The sequence below is a fragment of the Streptomyces sp. NPDC034103 genome, from assembly GCF_055575395.1.
Map to the genome: position 1 here is coordinate 204,215 of NZ_JBVISS010000006.1, position 23,391 is coordinate 227,605.

A 23,391-nucleotide genomic window follows, 5' to 3' on the forward strand; every position below is an offset into this window, starting at 1 on the left:
CATTGTCTCGCGCCCCCGCAAGTAGGCGTCAGAACCTGACTCAAGGCCGCCCCTCCACCCGCATCGCCTCCGGTGGATCGCCGTCGGGCAGGTGCCGGAGGGGTGGTCAGGGGCGCCAGGCAACCCGGTGCTCGCCCAGTCGGGCCAGGACCGCGTGGTTCGCCTCCCAGCCGTCCGGGGCTGCGACCATCGGCCGCCTCTGGCGGCGTGCCGGACTCCGTCCGGCGGGTGGGGCGGCGTCGCGGTGGTCGTCTGTCCGGCAGGTGCCGGAGCGGCGGTCAGGGGCGCCAGGCGACCCGGTGCTCGCCCAGTCGGGCCAGGACCGCGTGGTTCGCCTCCCAGCCGTCCGGGAACTTCACCAGCGTTCCCAGCTGGACCGGTTCCGTCGACGGGTAGTCGTCCAGGAGGTCGCTCACGCCCGCGCGGCAGACCACGATGCAGGCGTGGCGATGGCGGGAGGCGAGGACGCACAGGCGGCCCGTCTCCAGGTGGAAGGCGGTCGCGTCGGGGCGTCCGGAGAGCGGGTGGAGGACGACCGTGACGTCGTACTCGCGGCCCTGCAACCGGTTCGCCGTGTCGACCGTCACCTGGGTCACGCCCAGCTCGGCGAGGGCCGCGCGGACTGCCGCCGCCTGGTCGCGGTGGGCGGTGCCCACGGCGATGCGGTCGGCGGTGAGCGGGGCCGGGTCCGGTGAGCGCTCCGAGGTCGCCGCGCCGCCCCGGTCCAGCAGCCGGCGCACCACCGTCGCCACCGCCCGCACCGCCTCCGGGTCGGTGCGCGGGGTGTGCCGGGCGGGCAGCTCCAGCAGGCCCCAGCCCGACACCGCCGCCTCGTCGATCACCCGGTCCGGACCCGAGCCGTCCGACGGGACCGCGAAGGCGAGGCTCCGGTCCCCGTGGTCGGTGCCGCTGCGGAACGGCGTGAACGGGTAGAAGGCGTCCGACACCAGCTGCGCCGCCGACGCCGGGAGCCGCCAGGACACCGGCAGGCGGTGCTGCGGCAGCTCCGGGTTGTGCGCCAGCAGTGTCGTCACCGCCGACGCCGACGGGTCGTACGACAGCCCCGCCCACTGCTCGCTGCCCACGATCGCGAACGGGTCCAGCTGCCCCGGATCGCCCACGAACAGCGCCCGCTCGAAGAGGCCCGCCACGGCCAGCAGCGAGTCCGAGCGCATCTGGTACGCCTCGTCGACGATCGCGTGCCGCCACGGCTCGTCGACCTTGACGTGCGCCCACTTCGCGGCGGTGGAGAGCGTGACCGGGAGTCCGGCCAGATCCGCCGGCTTCGCCGACTTGCGTACGTTCGCCAGTTCGTCCAGCGCCTTGTCGTACGGGTCGGCGTCACTACTGTGCAGCCGGCCCACCGGCAGGTCCGGATTCTTCTCGGCGAGCCGCAGCACCAGGTCGTCGACCTGGGCGTTCGTCTGCGCGACCACCATCAGCGGGCGCCCCGCCTCGGCCAGTTCGAGCGCCGCGCGGACGACGAGCGTGGACTTGCCCGCGCCGGGCGGGGAGTCGACGACGACACCCCGCCGGTCACTGTGCAGGGTGTCGTGGAGGATCTCCTCGGTGGCCTGCGTCGCGGCCGCGCCGGGGTCGAAGACCGTGGTCACAGGACGTCCTCCTCGGTCATGCGGTCGGCGGCCTCCTGCACGGCCTCGCCGGGCGGCCCGCCGTGCGTCCAGGGCGTGTCCTCGGGGTCGGGCAGCTTCGCGCCACCCCGCTGCTCGTGCTCGAACAGGGTGAAGCAGAGCCGGTCGCCCTTCTCCGGCAAGGAACCCGCCTCGGGCTCCTTGCCACGGCCCATCCTGTCCAGGACGCGCAGGACGACACAGTCGCCCTGGTGGTCCACGACCTCGGCCGCCTGCGGCTTGCCGTTCAGCGAGCGGTACACCTTCGCGCGCTCCGCGAGATACGGGCGGTCGTCGGTGCGGACCGTCACCAGCGGGCGCGGGCTGGGGCGCCTGCCCTCGCTGTACGCCATCACGACATCCGTGACCTCGCCCGCGAACGCCTCCCCGGCCAGCCGCCGCCCGGCCATCACCAGCGGGTCGTCCAGCGCCTCCTGCGCCTCCAGACGGGCCTGTTCGCGCTCGCGGGTGGCGAGCTTGTTGGCGGCCGTCACCGCGTCGTCGCGGCGCGGCTGCGGGGGCTCGCCGGCCAGGACCCGGTCCCGGTGGCTGGTGAAGGACCAGCGGTCCCGGGTCCAGCGCTCCTCGACGCGCGCCCCCTCCGGCAGCGTCCGCAGCAGGTCCAGGCCGCGCCACACCGCGTCCCAGGTGGGCAGGGTCCGGCTCTCGACCAGCTCCCTGATCGCGCGCTCGGCGGCGGTGAGGTCACCGAGCCGGTCGTCCGCCTCCAGACCGTCCTCGGCGGCGGCGAGCGCGGTCCGCGCGCGGTCGTAGCGTTCGATGGCGGGCGCGAGCAGTTTGTTGTCGAACGCCGGGTCGGTGGCCGGGCCGGCCGGCGGGTGCAGCAGCTGGCCGTGCGCGTCCCGGGCCAGCTCGGCCTCCAGCGCGGCCTGCGCGCCCGTCGCACCCGCCGGGGGGTCGATCCAGGCGAGCAGCGCGCCCAGATGCTGGTCCTCCAGCGTGGACTGGCCGGTCGCCCAGTGCCGGGACAGCAGCTCCGTCGCGGCGAGTAGCAACGAGGAGCCCGGTACCCGGGCCCGCTCCCCGAAGTGGGTCAGCCACCGGCCGAGCAACGGCACGCGCGGGGGCGCGGGGTGCGGGGACTCCGGGTCCTGCTCGGCCGTACGCCGAAAGCGCGTGGAGCGTCCCAGCAGCCGGATGAGGTCGATGCCCGCGCGGCTCGGCACGATCAGCTGCGGGGCGTCCGCGCACAGCTCGACCTCGACCTTGACCCGCTTGCCGGTCTCCGGATCGGTCTCGTTGCGCTCGGCCGCCTCGACGGCCTCCGCGTAGGTGTCGATGTACGGCAGCACGATGTCCGCCAGCTCGGCCAGGAACGCGAACCGCAGATCGCGGTCGCGCGGTTGCGGTACGACCAGCAGGCGCGGGGCGTCCCGGTCGGTGCCGACGAGCGCGCCGAGCGGGGCACCGGCCTCACCGGCGGTGGTGAGCGGCACGAGGACCAGGGGGGCCTCGGAGAGGTGCCGGTGCCGGACGGTGGCGGAGGGCTGGGCGCGGCCGGTGCTGACGGCTTCCAGGCGGGCGAGGGTGGCCATCAGCGACATACCGGTGCCTCCCGTGCTTCCCGTGCCGCCGGAGCCGCCCCCAGCGCCTCGGCCCGCAGCTCCGCCGCCCTGCGCAGGGCCGCCACCGCCGGGTCCCGAGGGTCACCGGCCTCACCGCGGGCCGCCGCCAGGACGTCCGCCACGGTGGTCAGGCCGCCGAGCTCGGCACGCACGGAACGGCCCAGGGCCGTCACCGCGCCGGCCTCGCGGGAGCGCTGCCGGCAGTGGAAGGCCAGCTCGCACGCGGCCAGGCACTCGGGCGCGTAGGTCGCCGGGACCGCCTCGACGGCCGCCGTCAGCTCCTCGGCGGGCCGCGCGGGGTCGAAGCAGGTGCCCTTGGGGAGGGCGTCGGCGATGTCCTGGATGCGGGTGAGCCGGGTCAGCTGCCGGTCGGTCACCGCGCGCTGCTTGCGGATGTCGACGGCGGACGCGGTGGGCAGGTTGGAGAAGTCCTTCGGGCAGACCAGGAGCACCCGCCGGCGCACCTCGGGCGCGGGCTGGAGCCGGGCGGCGACCTGCTCCAGGGCCAGCACGTACACCGCCGCCTGGCGGGCCGCCGCGCCCACCTTCGCCGGGTCCGCCGAGCCGTCCAGCATCGGGAAGGACTTGATCTCCACGACCGTCCAGGTGCCGTCCGGGTGCACCACCACCGCGTCCGGCTCCAGGAAGGCGGGGGAGCCCGCGACGTCGAGGGCGAGCATGGGGTGGTCCAGCAGCGTCCAGACGCCGGCCGCCTCGGTGGCCTCGCGCAGCGCCAGCGCCGTACGCGCCGCGCGCCCCTCGGGGCCGATCGCGGTGAGGTCGGGCACACGCGCGCCGGTGGGCGCCTCGGCCCGGCGGTCCAGTGTCTCGTGGACCAGTCGCAGCAGCTCGGCGCCGCCGTCCGCCTTGACCTTCGCCTCGAAGGCGTTGCCCCGGGTGAGCGCGAACTGCGACTGACCGAACGCCGACGGCGCGCCGAGCGCGCCCGCCAGCGCCGCCTTGTTCACCCCGGCGCCGTCGAGGATGGCGCGCCGTCTGCAGCCCGGGTTGGCGGCGAGGGCGGCCAGGGCGCGGGCATCCAGCGCCTTGGCCGGTACGTCGGGACCGCGCAGCTCAGCGAGCTGTTGCCGGAGCGCCGTCCCCCGCGTCCGTGGGAGAGGCACTCGGCTCGGCTCCGGCTGCGAGCCGTGACTCGCGCTGCCGTGGAATTCGCTCACCCGCGGAAGTCTGGCATCCGGCACTGACAATTGAGGCGTGGGTGCCGGCAGTGGCCACCGCGGCGGGCGTGAGGACCAGCGTCGCGCGCGCCCTGAGCCGGTCCGCGCCCCGCATCACGAACGGCGTCAGCAGCAGTCCGACACCCATGGCGGCGGCGCCCGCGACGGCGTCGAGGAAGTAGTGGTTGGCGGTGCCCATCACCACGATCGTGGTGATCAGCGGGTAGGCGACACCGGCGGCCTTCGCCGTACGCGTTCCGCCGTGGCGCCACAGCATGACGCCGCACCACAGGGCCCAGCCCACGTGCAGGCTCGGCATGGCCGCGTACTGGTTGGTCATGCCGCCCATGCCGCGCGGCGCGCTGGCCTCGCCGCCCCACCAGCCGTACGAGCTGTACTGGGCCATCGTGTCGACGAAGCCGTGGCTCCGCGCGAGCAGTCGGGGCGGGCAGGTCGGCAGCAGGGTGAAGCCGATCAGACCGATGAAGGTCGACGTCATCAGCCAGGTGCGGGCCGCGCGGTAGCGCACCGCGCGGGACCGGAAGAGCCAGATCAGGATCACCGGGGTGACCAGGTAGTGCAGCGACGCGTACCAGAAGTCGGCCGGTACGCCGATCCAGGCCTCGTTGGTGAACAGCCGGTTGAGCGGGTGCTCGGCGTTGATGTGGAGGACCTTCTCCACCTTCAGGATCGCCAGGCCGTGGTCGACGGCGTGCGTGACGTCGCCGCGCGCGAGGAGCCGGCCCGCCGAGTAGCAGGCGTACACCAGGAGGATCAACGGCAGCTCGGTCCACCAGCGCAGGCGAGTGCGCGCGGCTGCCTCGAGGCCTGGTGTCTCGGCGTGCGGCATCCGATCGCCTCCCCCTTCTTGTTGCGGCGTCCGGTTGCCCGGTCTTACCACTTTACGGTGTATGTGTTCGCCCTGCTGAGTGGCCCCCGGCCCTCTAGGACGCAGAGATCGCCCGGCGGGTTGCCCCCGCACAGGGTGCGGGATGATGGGGGGAGCCCGCCCATGTTTTCCTCGAAAGGCGCTCACCCCATGGCACCGCGCATCCTGCTGGCCCGGCACGGACAGACCGAGTGGTCGCTGGCCGGGAAGCACACCGGCAGGACCGATGTGCCGCTCCTGGAGGAGGGCCGCCGCGGTGCGAAGCTCCTGGGCGAGCGCCTGCACCGAGCGCCGCTCGACGGACTTCCGGGTGTCGAGGTGCGCACCAGCCCCCTGTCACGCGCGCGTGAGACGTGCGAACTCGCCGGGTTCGGCGAGCGCGCGAGCACCTGGGACACGCTCATGGAGTGGGACTACGGCGCGTACGAGGGTATGACGCCGGACGCCATCAAGGCCATTCGACCCGGCTGGCTCATCTGGCGCGACGGCGTCCCCGAGGGGGAGACCCTCGCCGAGATGACCGCCCGCGCGGACGAGGTGGTCGCCTGGGCCCGTGCCGCGGACCGGGACGTCCTGGTCTTCGCGCACGGGCACATTCTGCGCTCCATAGGCGCGCGCTGGCTGGGCCTGCCCCTGGACTTCGCCGCCCGCGTCCGGCTGAACCCGACCTCCCTGTCGGTGCTCGGATGGGCGTACGGGGAGCCGGCGATCGAGAGCTGGAACGACCTGGGGCATCTGGCCGGTTAGGCGGATCTCGGCAGACCCGCGTGGCGCTCCAGGAACACCGAGACCCCCGCGGTCCGCCGGTGCGGCGACAGCACGCGCGCGGTTCCCGCCAGCATCGCCTCGATCCGCGACGACTGGACCTCGCCCAGCAGATCCAGCACCCGCATGCCCGCCGCCGCGGCCTCGTCGGGCCGCCCGCCGCGCGCCAGGTCGTCCGCCAGCTCGGCCGTATACAGGGCGATGTTCCGGGTGAAGTGCGGGTCCTGGAGCCGCGCCGCCCGCCGCGCGTGCCGGGCCGCCCGGGGCCAGTCGCCCAGGGTCGACCAGCACTGCGCCTCCAGGCCCTCCAGCTCGGCCTCGCCGTAGAAGCTCATCCATTCGGGGTCGGCGTCCGAGGGGCCCCGCTCGTAGAGGGCCTGGGCGCGGGTGAGCGCCTGTTCGCAGGCGGTGCGGTCGGCGAGCCCGGCCCAGCCGCCCGCCTCGCGCAGCGCGAGCAGCGACATCAGCCGGGCGGAGCCGAGGCCGCGTCCGACCCGCTGCGCGGCCTGCGCGGCGCGCAGGGCCTCCCGCGGGCGTCCCGCATCGCGCGCGAGGAAGGCCGCGTTGCAGAAGGCGTGCGTCTCCAGGGCGGCGTCGCCGGTCACCCGGGCGGTCGCGAGGGCCTCCGTGTAGTGGGAGCGCGCGTCGTCGTAGCGCCCCGAGTCGTGCGCCAGCCAGCCCACCGAGATGGCGAGTTCACCCGCTCCCGAGTGCAGCCGGTCGGCGGTCGTCTGCCGGGTCGCGCCGGCGTCCAGCAGCGCGTACGCGGCGTGCAGCGGGGCCGCCGCGCGCCGGTACAGCCCGTCCGCGCCGTGCCGGTCGTCCAGCAGCCGGATCCTGCGGACCGCCTCTTCCAGGGCGTCCGCCTCGCCCGTGCCGACCCGGCGCACGGGGCGTTCCGCCGCCGCGGCGTCGAAGGCGAGCCCGATGGGGCTCAGTGAGGCGGCGGCCACCGTGGCGCCCCCGCCGGTCATGAATGCGCGACGCAGCACGTCGCTCTCCTCGTTGTCGTACCGCTCGTAGGGGTCCTGCGTGTCATACGGCTCGTACGCTCCCCGGGTCTCACCCGCGGCGCTCGTGATGAGTGCCGGGGGCGCGACCTCGTGGGTGCGCGCCCCACGTCCGCGTACGGACGCGCGGGGCGCGAACCCCAGGTCGGTGAGCGTGCGGCCGGGGAACATGTGCAGGAACACCCGCTCGTACGCGTAGTTGGGGCAGCGGATCTCGCCCGCCTCGACCCGGCCCACATAGCGCGCGTCACAGCTGACCCGCTCGCCGATCTCGCGGGCGGCCCGTCGTACCGCCGCGGCGAACTCGGCCGGGGAGCGCGGTCCGCGCAGTTCCCGGAACGCGAGGTTCGGCCGCGGCGGCCTGGGGTACTGGGACGAGGTCATCGTTGACGACGCCATGGCCGGGTCCTCTCGTGCGAACCGTCGAACCATGCCGGATTCGAGGTGAGTTGTGCGTGTGACACCCTGTTTCCGGCGGGCAAGAACGTACCCGCTGTGCCGGACCCGCCACGCGATGTTTGGCTACAAACCGGATATCTCATCCACGATCCGCCATGAACTGCCATCCTTTGCGGCTGACTTGTGCCGTAGCCGTTGACGCCCTCGCGCGTTGAACCCGACAGGACCGGGAGCCGCCCCCCGCCTCCCGAGCCGCTCGACACGAGGAGGGTTCCGTGGTGAAGGCCGGGTCGGAGACCAGTCAGAGCATCGAAGCGTGTGTGCCGCTGACGGAGTGCGGCGAACCACCGGTCCCGCGGGCCGGGTGCGACCTCGTCACGGTGCCGACCCGGCAGGGCCTGGAGGCGGTCGACATCCTGCGTCGCGGCGGGTCCGCGGACGCGGTGGGCCCCGTCCTGCACGACGACGGCGGGGACACCCTCGGTTTCGTCGTCCCGCCGGGCACCGCGGCCGCCTGGGACGTCCCCGGAAGCACCTGCACGGAGACCGACGGACGCGGCCTGCGGCTGACCCCCGAGCCACCGGTGGCGGGCTCGGACTGGCTGCTGCCCCCCGGGGAGGCGGACCTCGCGACCGACCCGGCGGTGCTGCGGGCGGCGCTGGGCGAGGCCGCGCGGCTGATCGAGGCCGCGGACAACTGCCGCTGACACCGGGCCGGCGAGGTCGCCCCCGGCCGCCGTCGCCCCCGCCCGCCGTCGGCCCCGGCGGCGCCCGTCGCGCCCGTAGCCGGTCCCGCCCGCAGCCGGTCCCGGCGGCGCCCGTCGACCCGTAGCCCGTCGCGCCCGCAGCTGGCCCCCGTCGCGCGCGTAACCCGTACCGCCCGCAGCCAGCCCCGGCGGCGCCGGTCCGTGCCGCTTGCGACAATGGCCCCATGGGAAAGTCCAGGAGCGGCCGGCGGGGTCAGGCGGTCGCCGAAGCCGTGGTGGAGGCCGTCGACGGCGGCCTCGCCGAGCTCATACCCGACCGGGATCGCGCGCGTGCCTGGACGCTGCTCATCGACGGGGCGCCGCAGTCGCACGTCGACCTGGACGACCCCGCGTACCTCTCCTTCGAGTACCAGCGGCGGCTCGGGCACGTCATCGACCTCGTCGCCCCGCCCGGCAGGCCCGTCCACGCCGTGCACCTGGGCGGGGGCGCCCTCACCCTCGCGCGGTACGTCGCCGCCACCCGGCCCCGCTCCACCCAGCAGGTCGTCGAGCGCGACGAGGCCCTCGTCCACCTGGTCCGACGCGCACTGCCGTTGGACCCCGGCGCCCGTATCCGGGTGCGTGCGACGGACGCCCGCGCGGGACTCGCCAAGGTGCCCGACGGCTGGGCCGACCTAATCGTCGCGGACGTCTTCAGCGGGGCCCGCACCCCCGCCCACCTGACCTCTACGGAGTTCCTCGACGAGGTCCGCAGAGCGCTCCGGCCCACCGCCGTCTACGCCGCCAACCTCGCCGACGGCCCCCCGCTCGCCCACCTGCGCGGCCAGATCGCGACGGCCGCCGCCCGCTTCGCAAACCTCGCCCTGATCGCCGACCCGACGGTCCTGCGCGGCAGACGCTTCGGCAACGCGGTCCTGGTCGCTTCCGACGCCCCGCTGCCGGTCGCGGAACTGACCCGCCGGGCCGCCTCCGACCCGCACCCGGGCCGCGTCGAACACGGCAAGCCCCTCACCGACTTCACCGGCGGAGCGGCACCGGTGACGGACGCGGCGGCGGTCGCCTCCCCCGCGCCACCGCCCTCGGTCTTCCGCTAGAACCCCTCAGTACGTCCCGACCTCCACCCGGGGCGCGCTGTCGTGCCACGTGCAGAACACCGACACCCGGTCCGCCCCGGAGGCGAACTCCACCCGGATCCACGTCTCCGTCTTCCACACCTGCATCGACCAGCCCGCCGCCGGCGTCGCCGACACCAGCGTCGCGGAGCTCCTGCCGAGGTCGAAGACCACCCGGCCGCCCTCGGTGTCGTAGCTCTTGACCTGGCCGGACGCGGAGGGTGAGGGGGAGGGGGAGGCGCCGGGGGACTGTGCCGGGGTCCTCGACGGGGACGGCGTGGGGGACGGCTCCGGCTTCCTCGTCGGGCTCTTCGACGGCGTGGGCCGTGCCGTGGACGAGGCCAGCGGTCTGGACTCCTGGGTGGTCGCGTCCGCCGCCGTGATCGGCAGGGCGCGCGGCGGATCGTAGGCCGTGCCCGCCATCACCGTGTGGACACCCCACCACGACAGCGTGACCGCCGCGCCCGTGGCGAGCGACCACGCCAGTACGTGTAGGAGTCCTCTGCGCATCGCGGCCATACTGCCTCAACCGTCCCACCCGTTGTCCACAGATCCGGGTTGTCCACAGGCACCGGATGGCGCTGACCCGCATGGCGTACGGTGCGGCGCATGGCAAGTGTGCTCGTGGTCGAGGACGACCAGTTCGTCCGCTCGGCGCTGATCCGGCATCTCACCGACGCCGCCCACACCGTGCGCAGCGTGGGCACGGCGCTGGAGGCGCTGCGCGAGGTCGCCCATTTCCGTTTCGACGTGGTCATCCTCGACCTCGGTCTGCCCGATCTGGACGGCTCCGAGGCGCTGAAGATGCTGCGCGGCATCACCGACGTCCCCGTGATCATCGCCACCGCCCGGGACGACGAGGCGGAGGTCGTCCGGCTGCTGAACGCGGGCGCCGACGACTACCTGACCAAGCCCTTCTCGGTCGAGCACCTCTCCGCGCGGATGGCCGCCGTCCTACGACGGTCCCGGGCCGCCGTAGGCGAGGCGGCGCCCGAGTCCGTGCTCAGCGTCGGTGGCCTCACCGTCGACCCGCTGCGCCGCCAGGCCGAACTGGACGGTGTCCGCCTCGACCTCACCCGCCGCGAGTTCGACCTGCTCGCCTTCCTCGCCGCCCGCCCCGGCGTCGTCGTCGCCCGCAAGGAACTCCTTGCCGAGGTGTGGCAGCAGGCCTACGGCGACGACCAGACCATCGACGTCCATCTGTCCTGGCTGCGCAGGAAGCTGGGGGAGACCGCCGCGCGGCCGCGCTATCTGCACACCCTTCGGGGCGTCGGCGTGAAGCTGGAGCCGCCCCTCTCGCCGGGATCGGAGCCGGCGCGATGAGATGGGCGCTGGTGAAGGTCTGCCTCGCGGTCACCACCATGGTCGTGGTCGCCTTCGCGATCCCGCTCGGTCTCGTCATCAAGGAGATGGCCCGGGACCGCGCCTTCTCCAACGCCGAGCGGGAGGCCGCCGCCGTCGCCCCCGCCCTGTCCATCACCACCGACCGGGACCAGCTGGAGCGGGTCGTCGCCTCCGCCGGGTCGGAGGCGGAGATGGCCGTGCACATACCGGCGGCCGGGGGCGCCGCGGCCGTCGACATCGGGCGGCAGCGTGCCGTCGGCGCCGACATCGCGACCGTGCGGAAGCTGGGCCGGGCCTCCACCACCGAGGTGGGCGGCGGCTCCACCCTGCTCCAGCCCGTCGCCCTGAGCTCCGGGGAGATCGCGGTCGTCGAGGTCTACGTCCCGGAGTCCGAGGTCAGCAACGGCGTCGCCACCGCGTGGGCGGTGCTCGCCGGGGTCGGGGCCGCGCTGATCGTCGGCTCGGTCGCGGTCGCCGACCGGCTCGGGGTGCGGATGGTGCAGCCCGCCCAGCGGCTGGTCGAGGGCGCGCACGAACTGGGCGAGGGCAAGCTCGGCTCGCGGGTGCCGGAGGAGGGGCCGACCGAACTCCGGCTGGCGGCGGTGGCGTTCAACTCCATGGCCGACCAGGTCGTCCACCTGCTGGCGAACGAGCGGGAGCTGGCGGCCGACCTGTCCCACCGGCTGCGCACCCCGCTGACCGTGCTGCGGCTCAACGCGGCCTCGCTGGGCGAGGGGCCCGCCGCCGAGCAGACCCGGGCCGCGGTGGCCCAGCTGGAGCGCGAGGTCGACACCATCATCCGTACCGCGCGGGAGGCCAAGCCGCAGACCGCGGCCGCCGGGCCCGGCGCCGGGTGCGACGCCGCCGAGGTGGTCCGGGAGCGGATGGCGTTCTGGTCGGCGCTCGCCGAGGACGAGGGCCGCAAGGTGCGGGTGGCCGGTGTGGAGCGGCCGGTGCGCATACCCGTGGCCCGCGCCGACCTCGTGGCCGCCCTGGACGCGCTGCTGGGCAACGTGTTCCGGCACACGCCGGAGGGCACCGCCTTCGCCGTCGACGTGCACAACGGGGAGGACGCGGTGATCGTGCTGGTCTCGGACGCGGGGCCGGGCATACGCGACCCCGAGGCGGCGATGGCCCGGGGGCGGGGGTCCGGCAGCGCCGGGTCGACCGGGCTGGGCCTGGACATCGTGCGCCGGCTGGCGGAGGAGACCGGCGGGGACGTGCGGATCGGCTCGTCGGTGCTGGGCGGTACCGAGGTGCGGATCTGGATCCAGCTGGACGGGCGGGTGCCCGAGCGCCGGGGGCACCGGGTGCGCCGCCGCCGTACGGGCAGATTGGTCTCGACCTTTAACCGTCCCCGATCTCATCCTTAAGCCCGTCCTAAGATCCTCAACCCCCGCCCTGAACAGGCCATTTGCCCGATTCGGGCTCGCTAGCGTGCTGCCGCACCCACCCCGAACGACGAAGGCAGGCACGCGATGAGCACGCACCGGCGCAAGGTCAGCGGCAGGAACAAGGTGATCGCCGGGGCCGTCGCCGCGGCCGTGGCCGGCGGGGGCGCGATCCTCCTCACCGGCACCGCCCAGGCGGCCGGGGTCGCGGCGGCGTACACCAGGACCAGCGACTGGTCGTCGGGGTACACCGCCCAGTACGTCGTGACGAACAACAGCGGCGCGCAGGACGCCGACTGGAAGCTGGAGTTCGACCTGCCCGCGGGGGCGAGACTCAGCTCCCTGTGGAACGCCGAGTCGGCCGTCAGCGGTCAGCACGTCACCGTGACGCCCCCGAAGTGGGACGGGGACGGCCTCGCCGCCGGGGAGTCGGTCACCGTCGGCTTCGTCGTCAACGGCGGCGGTGACCCGCGCGGCTGCCTCATCGACGGCGCCCGGTGCTCCGCCGACGCGACGGCCACGCCCGAACCGACCGGCCGCCCGACGCAGACCGCCACGTCCACACCCACCGCCCGGCCGACCTCGACGGCCACCCCCACCCGAACGGCCACCGCCGTGCCGACCGCCACCACCGGCCCGGGCACCGGCACCACGACGAACGCCGGCTTCGCCCCGTACGTCGACACCTCCCTCTACCCGGCCTTCGACCTGGTCGCCGCCGCCGCGGCCACCGGCGTGAAGGACTACCACCTCGCCTTCGTCACGGACGGCGGCGGCTGCACTCCCAAGTGGGGCGGCGTCAGCGACCTCGCGAGCGACGCCGTGGCCGCGCAGATCGGCGCGCTGCGCGCCAAGGGCGGCGACGTGCGGGTGTCGTTCGGCGGCGCGGCGGGCTCGGAACTGGCGACGACCTGCTCGTCGGCCGACGCGCTGGCGGCGGCCTACGAGAAGGTCGTGGCCGCCTACGACCTCACCAAGGTCGACTTCGACGTCGAGGGCGGCGCGCTGCCCGAGACCGCGGCGAACACCCGCCGGGCCCAGGCGATAGCCAAGCTCCAGCAGCGGCACGCGGGCCTGGACGTCTCCTTCACCCTCCCGGTGATGCCGGAGGGCCTGACCCAGGCCGGCGTCGACCTGCTCGCCGACGCCAGGCGGAACGGGGTCGACATCGCCACGGTCAACATCATGGCGATGGACTACGGCCCGGCCTACAGCGGCGACATGGGCACCTACGCCGAGCAGGCCGCGACGGCCACCCAGGCGCAGGTCAAGAGCGTGCTCGGACTGTCCGACAGTGCCGCCTGGAAGGCGGTCGCGGTCACCCCGATGATCGGCGTCAACGACGTCACCAGCGAGATCTTCACGGTCGAGGACGCCACCCAGCTGGTGGACTTCGCCCGGTCCAAGGGCCTCGGATGGCTGTCCATGTGGTCGGCCACCCGCGACAAGCAGTGCCCGGGCGGCGCGAAGAACCACGCCGACGCCACGTGCAGCTCGATCCTCCAGGACCAGCACGCGTTCTCGAAGGCGTTCGCGGCCTACAAGTAGCCGCCCACGACCGGCGCCCCCCACGGGCCGGGGCGCGGCATCCCCCTCGGATGCCGCGCCCCTCCCCCGTCCCGCGGTGGCTCTAGACCTCGGCCAGGGGAGGCAGGGTCCCGGTGCGGGCCGCCTGGCCGTACCAGAGGGCGCTGGACTTCGGCGTACGCTCCAGCGTCGCGTAGTCGACGTAGACCGCGCCGAAGCGCTTCTCGTAGCCGTACGCCCACTCGAAGTTGTCCATCAGGGACCACAGGTAGTAGCCGCGGACATCGGCGCCGTCCGCGACCGCGCGGCGGACCGCGGCGAGGTGGCCGTGGAGGTAGGCGATGCGCTCCGGGTCGTGGACCTTGCCGTCGGGGTCGGGCTTGTCGTCGTAGGCCGCGCCGTTCTCGGTGATGTAGAGCGGCAGACCCGGGGCCTCACGCGTGTACCGCATGATCAGCTCGTGCAGGCCCGTCGGGTCGATCGTCCAGCCCATCTCGGTGCGCTCGCCCGGAGTCTGGTGGAAGGCCACGTCGTCCGCGGCCGGCCAGGGGGAGGAGTCGCTCGACCCGTGGCCGTCCGCGCGCGGGCCCGCCAGGTCGCTGTCGGCCGCCGAGACCAGCGCGGGCGTGTAGTAGTTGAGGCCCAGCGCGTCCAGCGGCTGGTGGATCGCCCGCAGGTCGCCGTCCTGGACGTAGGACCAGTCGGTGAGCAGTTCCGTCGCCGCGAACAGCGACTCCGGGTACGCCCCGTGCAGGATCGGGCCGTGGAAGACGCCGTTGGCCAGGTCGTCGATCTTCCGGGCCGCGGCCAGGTCCGCCGGGTCCTGCGAGATCGGGCGCACCACCGAGGAGTTGAGGCTCAGCGCCACCGAGTTGCGGGCCGGCATCGCCGAGCGCAGCGCCGAAGTCCCCAGCCCGTGGGCGAGGTTCAGGTGATGCGCCGCCTTCAGGGAGGCCGCCGGGTCCGTGCGGCCGGGTGCGTGCACGCCGGACGCGTAGCCCAGGAAGGCGCTGCACCAGGGCTCGTTGAGCGTGATCCACTGCTCCACCCGGTCGCCGAGCGCCTCGCCGACGATCTGCGCGTACTCCGCGAAACGGTACGCCGTGTCGCGCTCCGGCCAGCCGCCCGCGTCCTCCAGCTCCTGCGGCAGGTCCCAGTGGTAGAGGGTGACGGCCGGCTTGATGCCCTTGTCGAGGAGCTCGTCCACCAGACGGCGGTAGAAGTCCAGCCCGACCTGGACCGCCGGGCCCCGGCCGGTCGGCTGCACCCGCGACCAGGAGATCGAGAAGCGGTACGCGTTCAGGCCGAGGTCGGCCATCATCGCCACGTCGTCGCGGTAGCGGTGGTAGTGGTCGACAGCGATGTCACCGTGCTCGCCGCCCGCGGTCTTGCCGGGCGTATGGCTGAAGGTGTCCCAGATCGAGGGCGTACGGCCGCCCTCCCGCACCGCGCCCTCGATCTGGTACGCCGAGGTCGCGGCGCCCCAGAGGAAGGCGGGGGGAAAGGTCACCGGGGTCGCCGGCGTTGCGGGTTCAGGCATGGAAGCGCTCCCATTGGAGGTCGTGGAGACCGACGGGTAGATGGGGGGAGGGGAGGGGCCGGGGCGGCGGTGACCCGGCCCCTGGGAAGAAGGGATCAGCCCTTGACGGCGCCCTGCATGATGCCGCCCACGATCTGCTTGCCGAAGATCGCGAAGACGATCAGCAGGGGCAGCGTGCCGAGCAGCGCGCCGGCCATGATCAGGGACTGGTCGGGGGTGTAGCCGCGGCCCAGACCCGCGACCGCGACCTGCACGGTCGGGTTGCCGTTCTGGGTCAGGACCAGGAACGGCCACAGGAAGTCGTTCCACGTCTGCACGAACATCAGCATGCCGAGCACGGCCATCGCGGGGCGCGCGGCCGGGAACACCACGTGCCAGATCACCCGCCAGCTGCTCGCGCCGTCCACCCGGGCCGCCTCGATGATCTCGTCGGGCAGCGCCTGGATCAGGTACTGCCGCATGAAGAACACGCCGAACGCGCTGACCAGCGAGGGCAGGATCACCGCCTGCAACTGGTCGGACCAGTCGAGCTCGGCGACCATCATGTACAGCGGGATCACGCTCAGCTGCGGCGGCACCATCATCGTGCCGATCACGATCAGCATCATGGCGTTGCGGCCCTTGAAGCGCAGCTTGGCGAAGGCGAACCCGGCGATCGTGGACAGGAAGACGATGGTGAGCGCCGAGATCCCCGCCACGAACGTGGTGTTGATGAACGCCTCGCCCAGGTTGGCGTCGGTCCAGGCGATCTCGAGCTTGTCGAAGAGTCCGGAACCGAACCAGAACGGCGGCGGGTCCTGCGCGAGCCGCTGGTTGTCGCGCGAGGCGGCGATCGCCGTCCACACCAGCGGGAACAGCGAGCCGATGGTGAACAGGGCGAGGATCACATACGCGATCGGCCCGGCGTGCAGGGTGCCGCCGGCCCGGGCGGCCTTGGGGCGCCGGGCCCGTTTCGGCTCCTTCGGGGGAGTGTCCGAGGGCGGGGTCAGTGTCGTCGTCACGGCCGGTTCTCCTAACTACTGGCGCGCAGCCGGCGCGAGATGACGTAGTTGACGATCCCGATGACGATGAGGATCAGGAACATCGTCCAGGCGATCGCGGAGGCACGGCCGAGGTGCTGGTTGATCCAGCCCTGCTCGTACAGATACAGGCCGAGCGTCTGGAACTGGTGCTGGGCTCCGCCGGAGGCACCCTTGTTGGCGTCGAACAGCAGGGGCTCACCGAAGAGCTGGGAGGCGCCGATGGTCGAGACGACCACCGTGAACAGGATGGTCGGCCGCAGCGACGGCAGCGTCACATGGAAGAACTGCCGCCAGCGGTTGGCCCCGTCCAGCGCCGCGGACTCGTACAGGTCCTGCGGGATCGCCTGCATGGCCGCCAGGTAGATCAGCGCGTTGTACCCGGTCCACCGCCACACGACGATGGTCGAGACGGCGATCTGCGAGGCCCACTTGTCGTTCTGCCAGTCGACGTTGTCGATGCCGACGGAGTTCAACGCCCAGTTGATCATGCCGTAGTCACGGCCGAAGAGCAGGACGAAGACGAGCGAGGCGGCGGCGATCGACGTCGCGTACGGGGCGAGCATCGCGACCCGGTAGAAGGTCGAGGCGCGCAGCTTGTAGTTGAGGATGTGCGCGAGGCCCATCGCCATCAGCAGCTGCGGCACGGTCGAGATGATCCCGATGGTCAGCGTGTTCTTCGCCGCGTTCCAGAAGAAGTCGTCGTCGAAGATCCGCGTGTAGTTGCGGAAGCCCACCCAGTTCATGTCGGTGGGCGCGGTCAGCTCCACCTGGTGCAGCGAGGCCCAGCCGGTGTAGATCAGCGGGAACAGGCCGAACGCGAGGAACAGCAGGAAGAACGGCGAGACGAAGGCGTACGGGCTCCAGCGCATGTCCCGCTGCCAGCGGCGGGACAGCCGGGCGCGGCGGCGCTCGTCGTCGGAGGGCCCCGCGGGCGGGCGGGCCGGGGCCGCGCCCCCCTCCTTGGTGGGGGGCGCGGCAGCGGTTTCGTGCCCAGTGGTCATACGGGTCACTGGTCCAGGTTGTTGTCGATGGTCTTCACGGCGTTGTTCCAGGCGTCCTTGGCGGACTTGCCCTGGGTCACCAGGATGACGCCGTTGTCGGTCAGGCCCTGCTGGATGATCTGGTCCTTCGGGCCGATCGTCTGCACCGGGATGTTCTTGGCGGCCTCGGCGAAGATCGGGCCGATCGGCGCGTCACCGGTCATGTCGTTCTTCGCGCTCTTGACCACGTCCGAGTCGTAGGCGGCCGGGGTGCTCGGGAAGCTGCCCTGCACACCGAACAGCTTGGCCTGCTGCTCGGGCGCGGTCAGCCAGGCGGCCAGCTTCGCGGCCTCCTCGGTGTTCTTGCCGGACTTGGGCACGGTCAGGAAGGAGCCGCCCCAGTTGCCGGACTTCGGCGCCTGGGCGATGTCCCACTTGCCGGCCGCGTCGGGCTTGGACTTGCCCTTGATGTAACCGAGCATCCACGGCGGGCAGGACATCGCGGCGAACTTGCTGTTGGCGATGGTCGTGTCCCAGGCGGGCTGGAACTGCGTCTGGTTGCCGACCAGTCCGTCCTCGGCGGCCTGCGCGGTGAGGTCGAAGGCGGACTTCACGGCCGGGTTCGTCTTGTAGATGACCTTGCCGGAGGAGTCGTAGAACCGGTCCTTCTCACCGCTGAGGATCGCCTGGATCAGACCGCCGGGGGAGTCCAGGAAGGTGGTGCCCTTGGGTGCCTTCTTCTGGAACTGCTTGCCGACGTCGACGAACTTGTCCCAGCTGCCGGCCCACAGCTTGCCGACTTCCTCGCGCTCGGTGGGCAGACCGGCCGCCTTGAACAGGTCCGTGCGGTAGCAGATCGCCATCGGGCCGATGTCGGTGCCGACAGCGATGGTCTGGCCGTCCTTGGTGGTGGCCTGCTCCCACTTCCATTCCAGGTAGTCGCTCTTCTTGCCGTACTTCGACAGGTCGAGCAGCTTGTCGGACTGGGTCTGGACGATCTCGGCGATGTTGCCGACCTCGACCATCTGGATGTCCTGCAGACCACTGTTGGTGGTGAGGTGGTTGATCAGCGCGGGGTAGTAGTTCTCGTTGCGCTCGACGACCGTCTGCTGGATGTCGATGTTCGGGTGGAGCTTCTCGTACTCCTTGTACAGGCCGGACTCCTCGAAGCCGGCGGTGCCGAAGAGGCCGAGCGTGATCTTGGTCTTGCCACCGCCACCCTCGGACGAAGAGCCACCCTCGTCGCTCTTGCCGTCGTCGGCACAGCCGGCCAGCAGCCCGGCGCCCAGTGACGCGACGGCCGCGAGGACCACCACCCTGCGACGGGTGGTTCGGGTACGTGCTCGCATTGAGTCCTCCTGTTGCCCTGACGTGCCGACCCCCCGGCCAACTGCATGGTTGGGCCCGTTAGTTCTCGCGGCGGCTCGGGCGGGGAACGTGCGGGATGTGTATGTGTCAGGTACCGTGGGAGCGCTCCCACCAGTGATGAGTTGAAGACTCTCCGGTCTGGGCGGGGGTGTCAAGGGAGTGGGCACGGAGATACGTCTTCGGTTATCGGGCTGTTAACTAACTCCGAGGGTCGGAACCCGGCCGATGGCTTTCAGCCCTCGTGGGGACCGAGGACCTGGTCCCGCGGGCCGGAACAGGGGTCCGGGGCCGGCAGCCCCCGGGGGCGCCCAGTGTGCCGGTCGGGGCTGTTACATTCCAGGCCAGCGTGAAGATGACGGCGGGAAGGCGGAGCCCATGGCAAGCCACGGAGCGCGGGGCCGGAGCGGTGGCCGACCGACCCTCGAAGAGGTGGCCGCGCGTGCCGGAGTCGGTCGCGGCACGGTTTCCCGGGTGATCAACGGCTCGCCCCGGGTCAGCGACGCCACGCGGGCGGCGGTGGAGGCCGCGGTCGCGGAGCTCGGCTACGTCCCGAACACGGCGGCGCGGGCACTGGCGGCGAACCGCACGGACGCGATCGCGCTGGTGGTCCCCGAGCCGGAGGACCGCTTCTTCGCGGAGCCGTACTTCTCGGACATGCTGAAGGGTGTCGCGGCCGAGCTCTCCGAGACGGAGATGCAGCTGCTGCTGATTTTCGCGGGCAACGACCGTGAAAGGCAGCGGCTGGCCCAGTACTTGGCGGCCCACCGCGTCGACGGCGTGCTGCTGGTCTCGGTGCACGCCGACGACCCGCTGCCGGACCTCCTCTCCCAGCTGGAGATACCGGCGGTCATCAGCGGCCCGCGCTCGGCGGGGGAGACCCTCCCGTCGGTGGACTCGGACAACTACGGCGGTGCCCGCCAGGCGGTGGAGCATCTGCTCTCCCGCGGTCGCACCCGCATAGCGCACATCACCGGACGCCTCGACGTGTACGGCGCCCAGCGCCGTATCGACGGTTACCGGGACGCGCTGCGGGACGCGGGGCTCCCGGCGGACGAGGCGCTGATCGAGGGGGGCGACTTCACGGAGGAGTGCGGCACCCGGGCGATGGCGAAGCTGCTCGACCGCGCGCCCGACGTCGACGCGGTCTTCGCCGCCTCGGACGTCACGGCGGCCGGCGCCCGCCAGGCCCTGCGCGAGGCGGGCCGCCGCATCCCCGACGACGTCGCCCTCGTCGGCTACGACGACTCCGCCATCGCCCGCCACATGGACCCGCCCCTGACCAGCGTCCGCCAGCCCATCGCCGAGATGGGCCGCCACATGATCGACCTCCTCCTCACCGAGATCGCGGACCGCCGTCCGGCGGCGTCACGGGGCCTGGAGCGGCGCCAGGTCGTGGTGGCGACGGAGCTGGTGGAGCGGACGTCGTCGTAGGGGCACCGTAGGGCACCCCCGACCGCGCGGGAACGCAAGGCGGTTGGCGGTCCGCTTCAGTCGTCCAGCGACAGGCGCCAGACCGTCTCGCCGTCGTGCTGTTCGTCGGTGGGGAGCAGGCCCGCCGCTGTGGCGACCGCCGCCGACGCGGTGTGGGCGGGGTGGATGTGAGCGGTGACGGTCCGGACGTACTGACGGACCAGCCAGGTCACCAGCCCCCGGGCCGCCTCCGAGGCCAGGCCCTGGCCCTGCCACGGGGTGCCGACGATCCAGGCGATCTCTGCCTCGTGCTTCCCCGTGACCGTGGCCTGGACGGTGCCGATGAGGCTTTCGTCCGCGTGCCGGCGCAGGACCCAGTTGAGCCAGGAGACGGCCGGGTCGGGGGAACCGGTGACCAGGCGTTCGTAGCGCGCTCTCAGCTTCTCGACGGTCAGGGGCGTTCCGCCGATGAAGGTGTGCAGGGCCGGGTCGGCGAGTACGGTCGACATCTCCCCGGCGTGGTCCACGCGCAGGGGGACGAGGTCGAGACGGGCCGTGCGGATGAGTTCGGTGTGCACGCGGGCTCCCGGGAAAACGAATCAGCCGGTGACCTTTATCAAGGTCACCGGCTGATTACTCAGGGTGAGTGACGGGACTTGAACCCGCGACTTCCTGGACCACAACCAGGTGCTCTACCAGCTGAGCTACACCCACCACGACCGGCTTTACTGCTTTCAGGTTTCCCTGACCGGCCGAGAAAAAGTGTACAGGGTCCGGAGGGGTGCTCGTGCACGCCTTTTACGACGCCCCTTCGGCGGACCCTGACGCACTTACTGAGCGGGCAGGACGTACTTCGCGGCGATCGACTTGGCGGTGTCCGAGTCGGGCCCGGGCTGCGGTACGAAGACGGCCTCGCGGTAGTAGCGCAGTTCCGCGATGGACTCCCGGATGTCGGCGAGCGCGCGGTGGTTGCCGTTCTTCTCGGGGCTGTTGAAGTACGCCCGCGGGTACCAGCGCCGGGCCAGCTCCTTCACCGAGGAGACGTCGACGATCCGGTAGTGGAGGTAGCCCTCCAGCGCCGGCATGTCCCGCAGCAGGAAGCCCCGGTCCGTGCCCACCGAGTTGCCGCACAACGGGGCCTTGCCGGGCTCCTTGACGTGCTCCCGGACGTAGGAGAGGACCTGCTCCTCGGCGTCCGCCAGCGTGGTGCCGGCGGCCAGCTCGTCCAGCAGCCCGGACGCGGTGTGCATCTGACGCACCACCTCCGGCATCGTCTCCAGCGCCCGGTCCGGCGGTCGGATGACGATGTCCACTCCTTCGCCGAGTACGTTCAGCTCGGAGTCGGTGACGAGGGCGGCAACCTCGATGAGCGCGTCGTCGGACAGCGAGAGGCCGGTCATCTCGCAGTCGATCCACACCATGCGATCGTTCATGCGCCCACCCTAAAGCTGGCGTGGCCTTTTGGGATGCCCGGTGTCGCGGCCGGCCGTCCGCTCATGGCGGGACGGCCGGGCGGGATGAGTCGCTCACCCCGCCCGGCCGTCCCGTCAGGCGTCCCCGCCGCGCCGCTACGATCCGCTGCGCTGCCCCGGCAGGCTCGCCGAGAGCTGGGCCGCCGGGCCCATCGCGCTCGCCGCCGCCGTACGCCGGGTCTGCATCGGTACCGGGCCGCTCTCCGGATGGAGGACGGGTGCCGGGCCCACGGGGCCGGCCGTTCCCTCACCCTCGGTCGGCTTGTCGCCCTGCGGACGCCGGGCCCGGTACGCCGCGCGGTACGCCGCCGGGGACGAGCCCAGCTGACGGCGGAAGTGCCCGCGCAGCGCCACCGGCGAGCGGAAGCCGCAGCGGCCCGCGACCTCGTCCACCGAGTAGTCGGACGTCTCCAGCAACCGCTGCGCCTGGAGCACCCGCTGGGTGATCAGCCACTGGAGCGGGGCGGAGCCCGTCAGCGAGCGGAAGCGGCGGTCGAACGTACGACGGCTCATGTAGGCGCGCGCGGCGAGCGTCTCCACGTCGAACTGTTCGTGGAGGTGCTCCAGCGCCCAGGCGACGACCTCGGCGAGCGGGTCGGCGCCGATCTCCTCCGGTAAAGACCGATCGAGGTAGCGCTCCTGGCCGCCCGATCGGCGCGGGGGGACGACGAGCCGGCGGGCCAGTGCCCCGGCCGCCTCGTTGCCGTGGTCCGTCCGCACGATGTGGAGACAGAGATCGATTCCGGCCGCCGTGCCCGCGGAGGTCAGCACGTCACCGTCGTCGACGAACAGTTCGCGCGGATCCACGTGCACCGACGGATAGCGCTTGGCCAGCGTCGGCGCGTACATCCAGTGCGTGGTCGCGGGGCGGCCGTCCAGCAGGCCCGCCGCGGCCAGCACGAAGGCACCGGTGCACAGCCCGACGATGCGGGCACCCTCTTCGTGCGCCCGGCGCAGTGCGTCGAGCGCCTCCTCCGGCGGCGGTGAGGTGATCGAACGCCAGGCCGGCACGACGACCGTGCCCGCCCGCGAGATCGCCTCCAGGCCATGTGGCGCGGTGAGTTCCAGGCCCCCTGTGGTCCGCAGTGGGCCTTCCTCGCCGCCGCACACCAGCAGTCGGTAGCGCGGCACGCCGGCGTCCTGGCGGTCGATCCCGAACACCGACAGCGGTATGGAACTCTCGAAGATGGGGCCGCCGCTGAACAGCAGCACCGCGACGATCTCCTTGCGGCGTCGCCCGGAAAGCTTCCGGGCCGCGGCTTCCGGCGCGGCAGTGGAGTCGTGGCTCATACTGCTAAGCCCCCCTCGGTGGTCGCGGCACCCTTAACCTTTCGGGTCTGTCGCTCCAACACGTTTCCCCTCGGTCCTGCACGAGTCCCCCGCCGTAAGACGTCAAGATCGAATCTACTGTGTCGCGTGGTGCCGGGGTGACCAGTTCGGCAACCGGCACATTGTCGACATGGCAACTTGGCGTGAAGCATTCGATCACGAAGCGTTGCACTCGTGGGCCGTGCAGGGAAGTGCGCCTCGTCGCAGTGGCCAATCCACGTAGGGTGCACCGGGTCCCGGGGACCCTTTCCGTGCAGGTCGAACGGGGAGAGGGGGGTAGTTCGGGCAAGGGATGCGCGGTGGCCGGAAGTTGGCTGAAAAGATACGGGTCCGTGCGCGGAAACCGGTCAAGCGACCGGTGAGTTTCCTCCGGTGTGCCGACCGCCTCTGCGGGACCCGGTCCCGCTCCTGTGGTGGCGTCCGCGATGCGGGGCCCGTTCCTCGGCGAGCAGGCGGGCCGCGCCGCGCTCGGACTGCCGCAGCAGGACCCGGCACACGGCCGTGACGGCGGCGAGACCGAGGGCCGTGCCCGCGGCGCCGGCGAGCGAGGAGCCGTACCAGACGAGGACCACGGGCACGAGGACGCAGCTGAACGCCGCCCAGCGAACCACGTCCGTGGCGGAGTCCTCGGAGGGGGATCGGTGTCCTGTCATGCGGTGCTCCCTGGGGGTGACTGCCGAGTTCAACGCATGTTCGAGCGGTCGGTCACTGCGCGCAGGGCCGTCAGAGGC

Annotated in this window: 21 protein-coding genes and 1 tRNA gene; 7 read left to right on the forward strand and 15 right to left on the reverse strand. The window is 72.5% G+C overall.

Annotation, left to right across the window (positions count from 1 at the left end; genetic code table 11):
- Window positions 1-278 precede the first annotated feature (278 nt).
- The 4 genes from ACZ56U_RS15050 to ACZ56U_RS15065 are packed head-to-tail and all read right to left on the reverse strand — an operon-like array spanning window position 279 to window position 5,245.
- The gene (locus ACZ56U_RS15050; protein ID WP_469084440.1) at window positions 279-1,613 is read right to left on the reverse strand and encodes an AAA domain-containing protein; all 1,335 of its coding nucleotides are present in this window, start codon (window positions 1,611-1,613) and stop codon (window positions 279-281) included.
- Window positions 1,610-3,196: a hypothetical protein gene (locus tag ACZ56U_RS15055; protein WP_469084441.1), complete on the reverse strand. Its 1,587-nt coding sequence runs from the start codon at window positions 3,194-3,196 to the stop codon at window positions 1,610-1,612. Before ACZ56U_RS15055 ends, ACZ56U_RS15050 begins: the two co-directional genes overlap by 4 nt.
- Window positions 3,187-4,341, reverse strand: coding sequence for a hypothetical protein (locus tag ACZ56U_RS15060; protein WP_469084442.1), 1,155 nt, complete (start codon window positions 4,339-4,341; stop codon window positions 3,187-3,189). Before ACZ56U_RS15060 ends, ACZ56U_RS15055 begins: the two co-directional genes overlap by 10 nt.
- On the reverse strand, window positions 4,292-5,245 hold the full coding sequence (locus ACZ56U_RS15065) for a phosphatase PAP2 family protein (protein ID WP_469084443.1): 954 nt from the start codon (window positions 5,243-5,245) through the stop codon (window positions 4,292-4,294). The genes ACZ56U_RS15060 and ACZ56U_RS15065 overlap by 50 nt, the downstream gene beginning before the upstream one ends.
- 189 nt (window positions 5,246-5,434) lie before the next feature.
- Between ACZ56U_RS15065 and ACZ56U_RS15070 the strand changes: the two genes are divergently transcribed.
- On the forward strand, window positions 5,435-6,031 hold the full coding sequence (locus tag ACZ56U_RS15070; protein WP_469084444.1) for a histidine phosphatase family protein: 597 nt from the start codon (window positions 5,435-5,437) through the stop codon (window positions 6,029-6,031).
- Here the strand turns inward: ACZ56U_RS15070 and ACZ56U_RS15075 are convergent.
- On the reverse strand, window positions 6,028-7,458 hold the full coding sequence (locus ACZ56U_RS15075; protein ID WP_469084445.1) for a hypothetical protein: 1,431 nt from the start codon (window positions 7,456-7,458) through the stop codon (window positions 6,028-6,030). The genes ACZ56U_RS15070 and ACZ56U_RS15075 overlap by 4 nt on opposite strands.
- Before the next feature lie 275 nt (window positions 7,459-7,733).
- On the opposite strand from ACZ56U_RS15075, the gene ACZ56U_RS15080 reads away from it, so the two are divergent.
- Both ACZ56U_RS15080 and ACZ56U_RS15085 read left to right on the forward strand, forming a co-directional pair.
- Window positions 7,734-8,165 (forward strand): hypothetical protein, encoded by a 432-nt coding sequence (locus tag ACZ56U_RS15080; RefSeq protein ID WP_469084446.1) that lies wholly within the window; start codon window positions 7,734-7,736, stop codon window positions 8,163-8,165.
- 224 nt (window positions 8,166-8,389) lie between these two features.
- Window positions 8,390-9,259, forward strand: a complete 870-nt coding sequence (locus ACZ56U_RS15085) for a spermidine synthase (RefSeq protein ID WP_469084447.1) — start codon at window positions 8,390-8,392, stop codon at window positions 9,257-9,259.
- Window positions 9,260-9,265: 6 nt separating this feature from the next.
- Here the strand turns inward: ACZ56U_RS15085 and ACZ56U_RS15090 are convergent, their stop codons facing one another.
- Window positions 9,266-9,787, reverse strand: coding sequence for a hypothetical protein (locus tag ACZ56U_RS15090; protein ID WP_469084448.1), 522 nt, complete (start codon window positions 9,785-9,787; stop codon window positions 9,266-9,268).
- 99 nt (window positions 9,788-9,886) lie between these two features.
- Between ACZ56U_RS15090 and ACZ56U_RS15095 the strand changes: the two genes are divergently transcribed.
- The 3 genes from ACZ56U_RS15095 to ACZ56U_RS15105 all read left to right on the forward strand — a co-directional run bounded on the left by ACZ56U_RS15095 (window position 9,887) and on the right by ACZ56U_RS15105 (window position 13,560).
- Window positions 9,887-10,600, forward strand: a complete 714-nt coding sequence (locus ACZ56U_RS15095; RefSeq protein WP_469084449.1) for a response regulator transcription factor — start codon at window positions 9,887-9,889, stop codon at window positions 10,598-10,600.
- Window positions 10,597-11,994 (forward strand): HAMP domain-containing sensor histidine kinase, encoded by a 1,398-nt coding sequence (locus ACZ56U_RS15100; protein ID WP_469084450.1) that lies wholly within the window; start codon window positions 10,597-10,599, stop codon window positions 11,992-11,994. The genes ACZ56U_RS15095 and ACZ56U_RS15100 overlap by 4 nt, the downstream gene beginning before the upstream one ends.
- Window positions 11,995-12,099: 105 nt before the next feature.
- Window positions 12,100-13,560, forward strand: a complete 1,461-nt coding sequence (locus ACZ56U_RS15105; RefSeq protein ID WP_469084451.1) for a glycoside hydrolase family 18 protein — start codon at window positions 12,100-12,102, stop codon at window positions 13,558-13,560.
- 82 nt (window positions 13,561-13,642) lie between these two features.
- On the opposite strand, the gene ACZ56U_RS15110 is transcribed toward ACZ56U_RS15105, so the two are convergent.
- The 4 genes from ACZ56U_RS15110 to ACZ56U_RS15125 form a co-directional block, all read right to left on the reverse strand.
- Window positions 13,643-15,079, reverse strand: coding sequence for a GH1 family beta-glucosidase (locus ACZ56U_RS15110; protein ID WP_469084452.1), 1,437 nt, complete (start codon window positions 15,077-15,079; stop codon window positions 13,643-13,645).
- Window positions 15,080-15,174: 95 nt separating this feature from the next.
- Window positions 15,175-16,080 (reverse strand): carbohydrate ABC transporter permease, encoded by a 906-nt coding sequence (locus ACZ56U_RS15115; protein ID WP_469084453.1) that lies wholly within the window; start codon window positions 16,078-16,080, stop codon window positions 15,175-15,177.
- An 11-nt stretch (window positions 16,081-16,091) separates the two neighbouring features.
- Window positions 16,092-17,102 carry a carbohydrate ABC transporter permease gene (locus tag ACZ56U_RS15120; RefSeq protein WP_469084454.1) on the reverse strand — a complete coding sequence of 337 codons (1,011 nt, stop codon included), beginning with the start codon at window positions 17,100-17,102 and terminating at the stop codon, window positions 16,092-16,094.
- Window positions 17,103-17,107: 5 nt separating this feature from the next.
- A complete protein-coding gene (locus ACZ56U_RS15125; RefSeq protein ID WP_469084455.1) occupies window positions 17,108-18,430 on the reverse strand; it encodes an ABC transporter substrate-binding protein in 1,323 nt (440 codons plus the stop codon).
- Window positions 18,431-18,824: 394 nt separating this feature from the next.
- On the opposite strand from ACZ56U_RS15125, the gene ACZ56U_RS15130 reads away from it, so the two are divergent.
- Window positions 18,825-19,880 carry a LacI family DNA-binding transcriptional regulator gene (locus ACZ56U_RS15130; RefSeq protein ID WP_469084456.1) on the forward strand — a complete coding sequence of 352 codons (1,056 nt, stop codon included), beginning with the start codon at window positions 18,825-18,827 and terminating at the stop codon, window positions 19,878-19,880.
- A 56-nt stretch (window positions 19,881-19,936) separates the two neighbouring features.
- On the opposite strand, the gene ACZ56U_RS15135 is transcribed toward ACZ56U_RS15130, so the two are convergent.
- From ACZ56U_RS15135 to ACZ56U_RS15155, 5 genes are all read right to left on the reverse strand, one after another.
- Window positions 19,937-20,437: a GNAT family N-acetyltransferase gene (locus ACZ56U_RS15135; RefSeq protein WP_469084457.1), complete on the reverse strand. Its 501-nt coding sequence runs from the start codon at window positions 20,435-20,437 to the stop codon at window positions 19,937-19,939.
- A gap of 63 nt (window positions 20,438-20,500) precedes the next feature.
- Window positions 20,501-20,573, reverse strand: a tRNA-His gene (locus ACZ56U_RS15140).
- A gap of 116 nt (window positions 20,574-20,689) precedes the next feature.
- Window positions 20,690-21,292 (reverse strand): oligoribonuclease, encoded by a 603-nt coding sequence (gene orn / locus ACZ56U_RS15145; protein WP_469084458.1) that lies wholly within the window; start codon window positions 21,290-21,292, stop codon window positions 20,690-20,692.
- Window positions 21,293-21,427: 135 nt separating this feature from the next.
- Window positions 21,428-22,621 carry a helix-turn-helix domain-containing protein gene (locus ACZ56U_RS15150; protein WP_469084459.1) on the reverse strand — a complete coding sequence of 398 codons (1,194 nt, stop codon included), beginning with the start codon at window positions 22,619-22,621 and terminating at the stop codon, window positions 21,428-21,430.
- 386 nt (window positions 22,622-23,007) lie between these two features.
- Entirely contained in the window at window positions 23,008-23,313 is a 306-nt protein-coding gene (locus tag ACZ56U_RS15155; protein WP_469084460.1) for a hypothetical protein, read from the reverse strand.
- Window positions 23,314-23,391 lie beyond the last annotated feature (78 nt).

Excerpts from the sequence above, each read along its gene's own strand:
- ACZ56U_RS15075 (WP_469084445.1), bottom strand. The coding sequence starts at position 7,458 with ATGGCGTCGTCAACGATGACCTCGTCCCAGTACCCCAGGCCGCCGCGG.
- ACZ56U_RS15085 (WP_469084447.1), top strand. The coding sequence starts at position 8,390 with ATGGGAAAGTCCAGGAGCGGCCGGCGGGGTCAGGCGGTCGCCGAAGCC.
- ACZ56U_RS15110 (WP_469084452.1), bottom strand. The coding sequence starts at position 15,079 with ATGCCTGAACCCGCAACGCCGGCGACCCCGGTGACCTTTCCCCCCGCC.
- ACZ56U_RS15150 (WP_469084459.1), bottom strand. The coding sequence starts at position 22,621 with ATGAGCCACGACTCCACTGCCGCGCCGGAAGCCGCGGCCCGGAAGCTT.
- ACZ56U_RS15130 (WP_469084456.1), top strand. The coding sequence starts at position 18,825 with ATGGCAAGCCACGGAGCGCGGGGCCGGAGCGGTGGCCGACCGACCCTC.
- ACZ56U_RS15065 (WP_469084443.1), bottom strand. The coding sequence starts at position 5,245 with ATGCCGCACGCCGAGACACCAGGCCTCGAGGCAGCCGCGCGCACTCGC.
- ACZ56U_RS15105 (WP_469084451.1), top strand. The coding sequence starts at position 12,100 with ATGAGCACGCACCGGCGCAAGGTCAGCGGCAGGAACAAGGTGATCGCC.
- ACZ56U_RS15100 (WP_469084450.1), top strand. The coding sequence starts at position 10,597 with ATGAGATGGGCGCTGGTGAAGGTCTGCCTCGCGGTCACCACCATGGTC.
- ACZ56U_RS15120 (WP_469084454.1), bottom strand. The coding sequence starts at position 17,102 with ATGACCACTGGGCACGAAACCGCTGCCGCGCCCCCCACCAAGGAGGGG.
- ACZ56U_RS15125 (WP_469084455.1), bottom strand. The coding sequence starts at position 18,430 with ATGCGAGCACGTACCCGAACCACCCGTCGCAGGGTGGTGGTCCTCGCG.
- orn (WP_469084458.1), bottom strand. The coding sequence starts at position 21,292 with ATGAACGATCGCATGGTGTGGATCGACTGCGAGATGACCGGCCTCTCG.
- ACZ56U_RS15095 (WP_469084449.1), top strand. The coding sequence starts at position 9,887 with ATGGCAAGTGTGCTCGTGGTCGAGGACGACCAGTTCGTCCGCTCGGCG.
- ACZ56U_RS15070 (WP_469084444.1), top strand. The coding sequence starts at position 5,435 with ATGGCACCGCGCATCCTGCTGGCCCGGCACGGACAGACCGAGTGGTCG.
- ACZ56U_RS15155 (WP_469084460.1), bottom strand. The coding sequence starts at position 23,313 with ATGACAGGACACCGATCCCCCTCCGAGGACTCCGCCACGGACGTGGTT.
- ACZ56U_RS15090 (WP_469084448.1), bottom strand. The coding sequence starts at position 9,787 with ATGCGCAGAGGACTCCTACACGTACTGGCGTGGTCGCTCGCCACGGGC.
- ACZ56U_RS15055 (WP_469084441.1), bottom strand. The coding sequence starts at position 3,196 with ATGTCGCTGATGGCCACCCTCGCCCGCCTGGAAGCCGTCAGCACCGGC.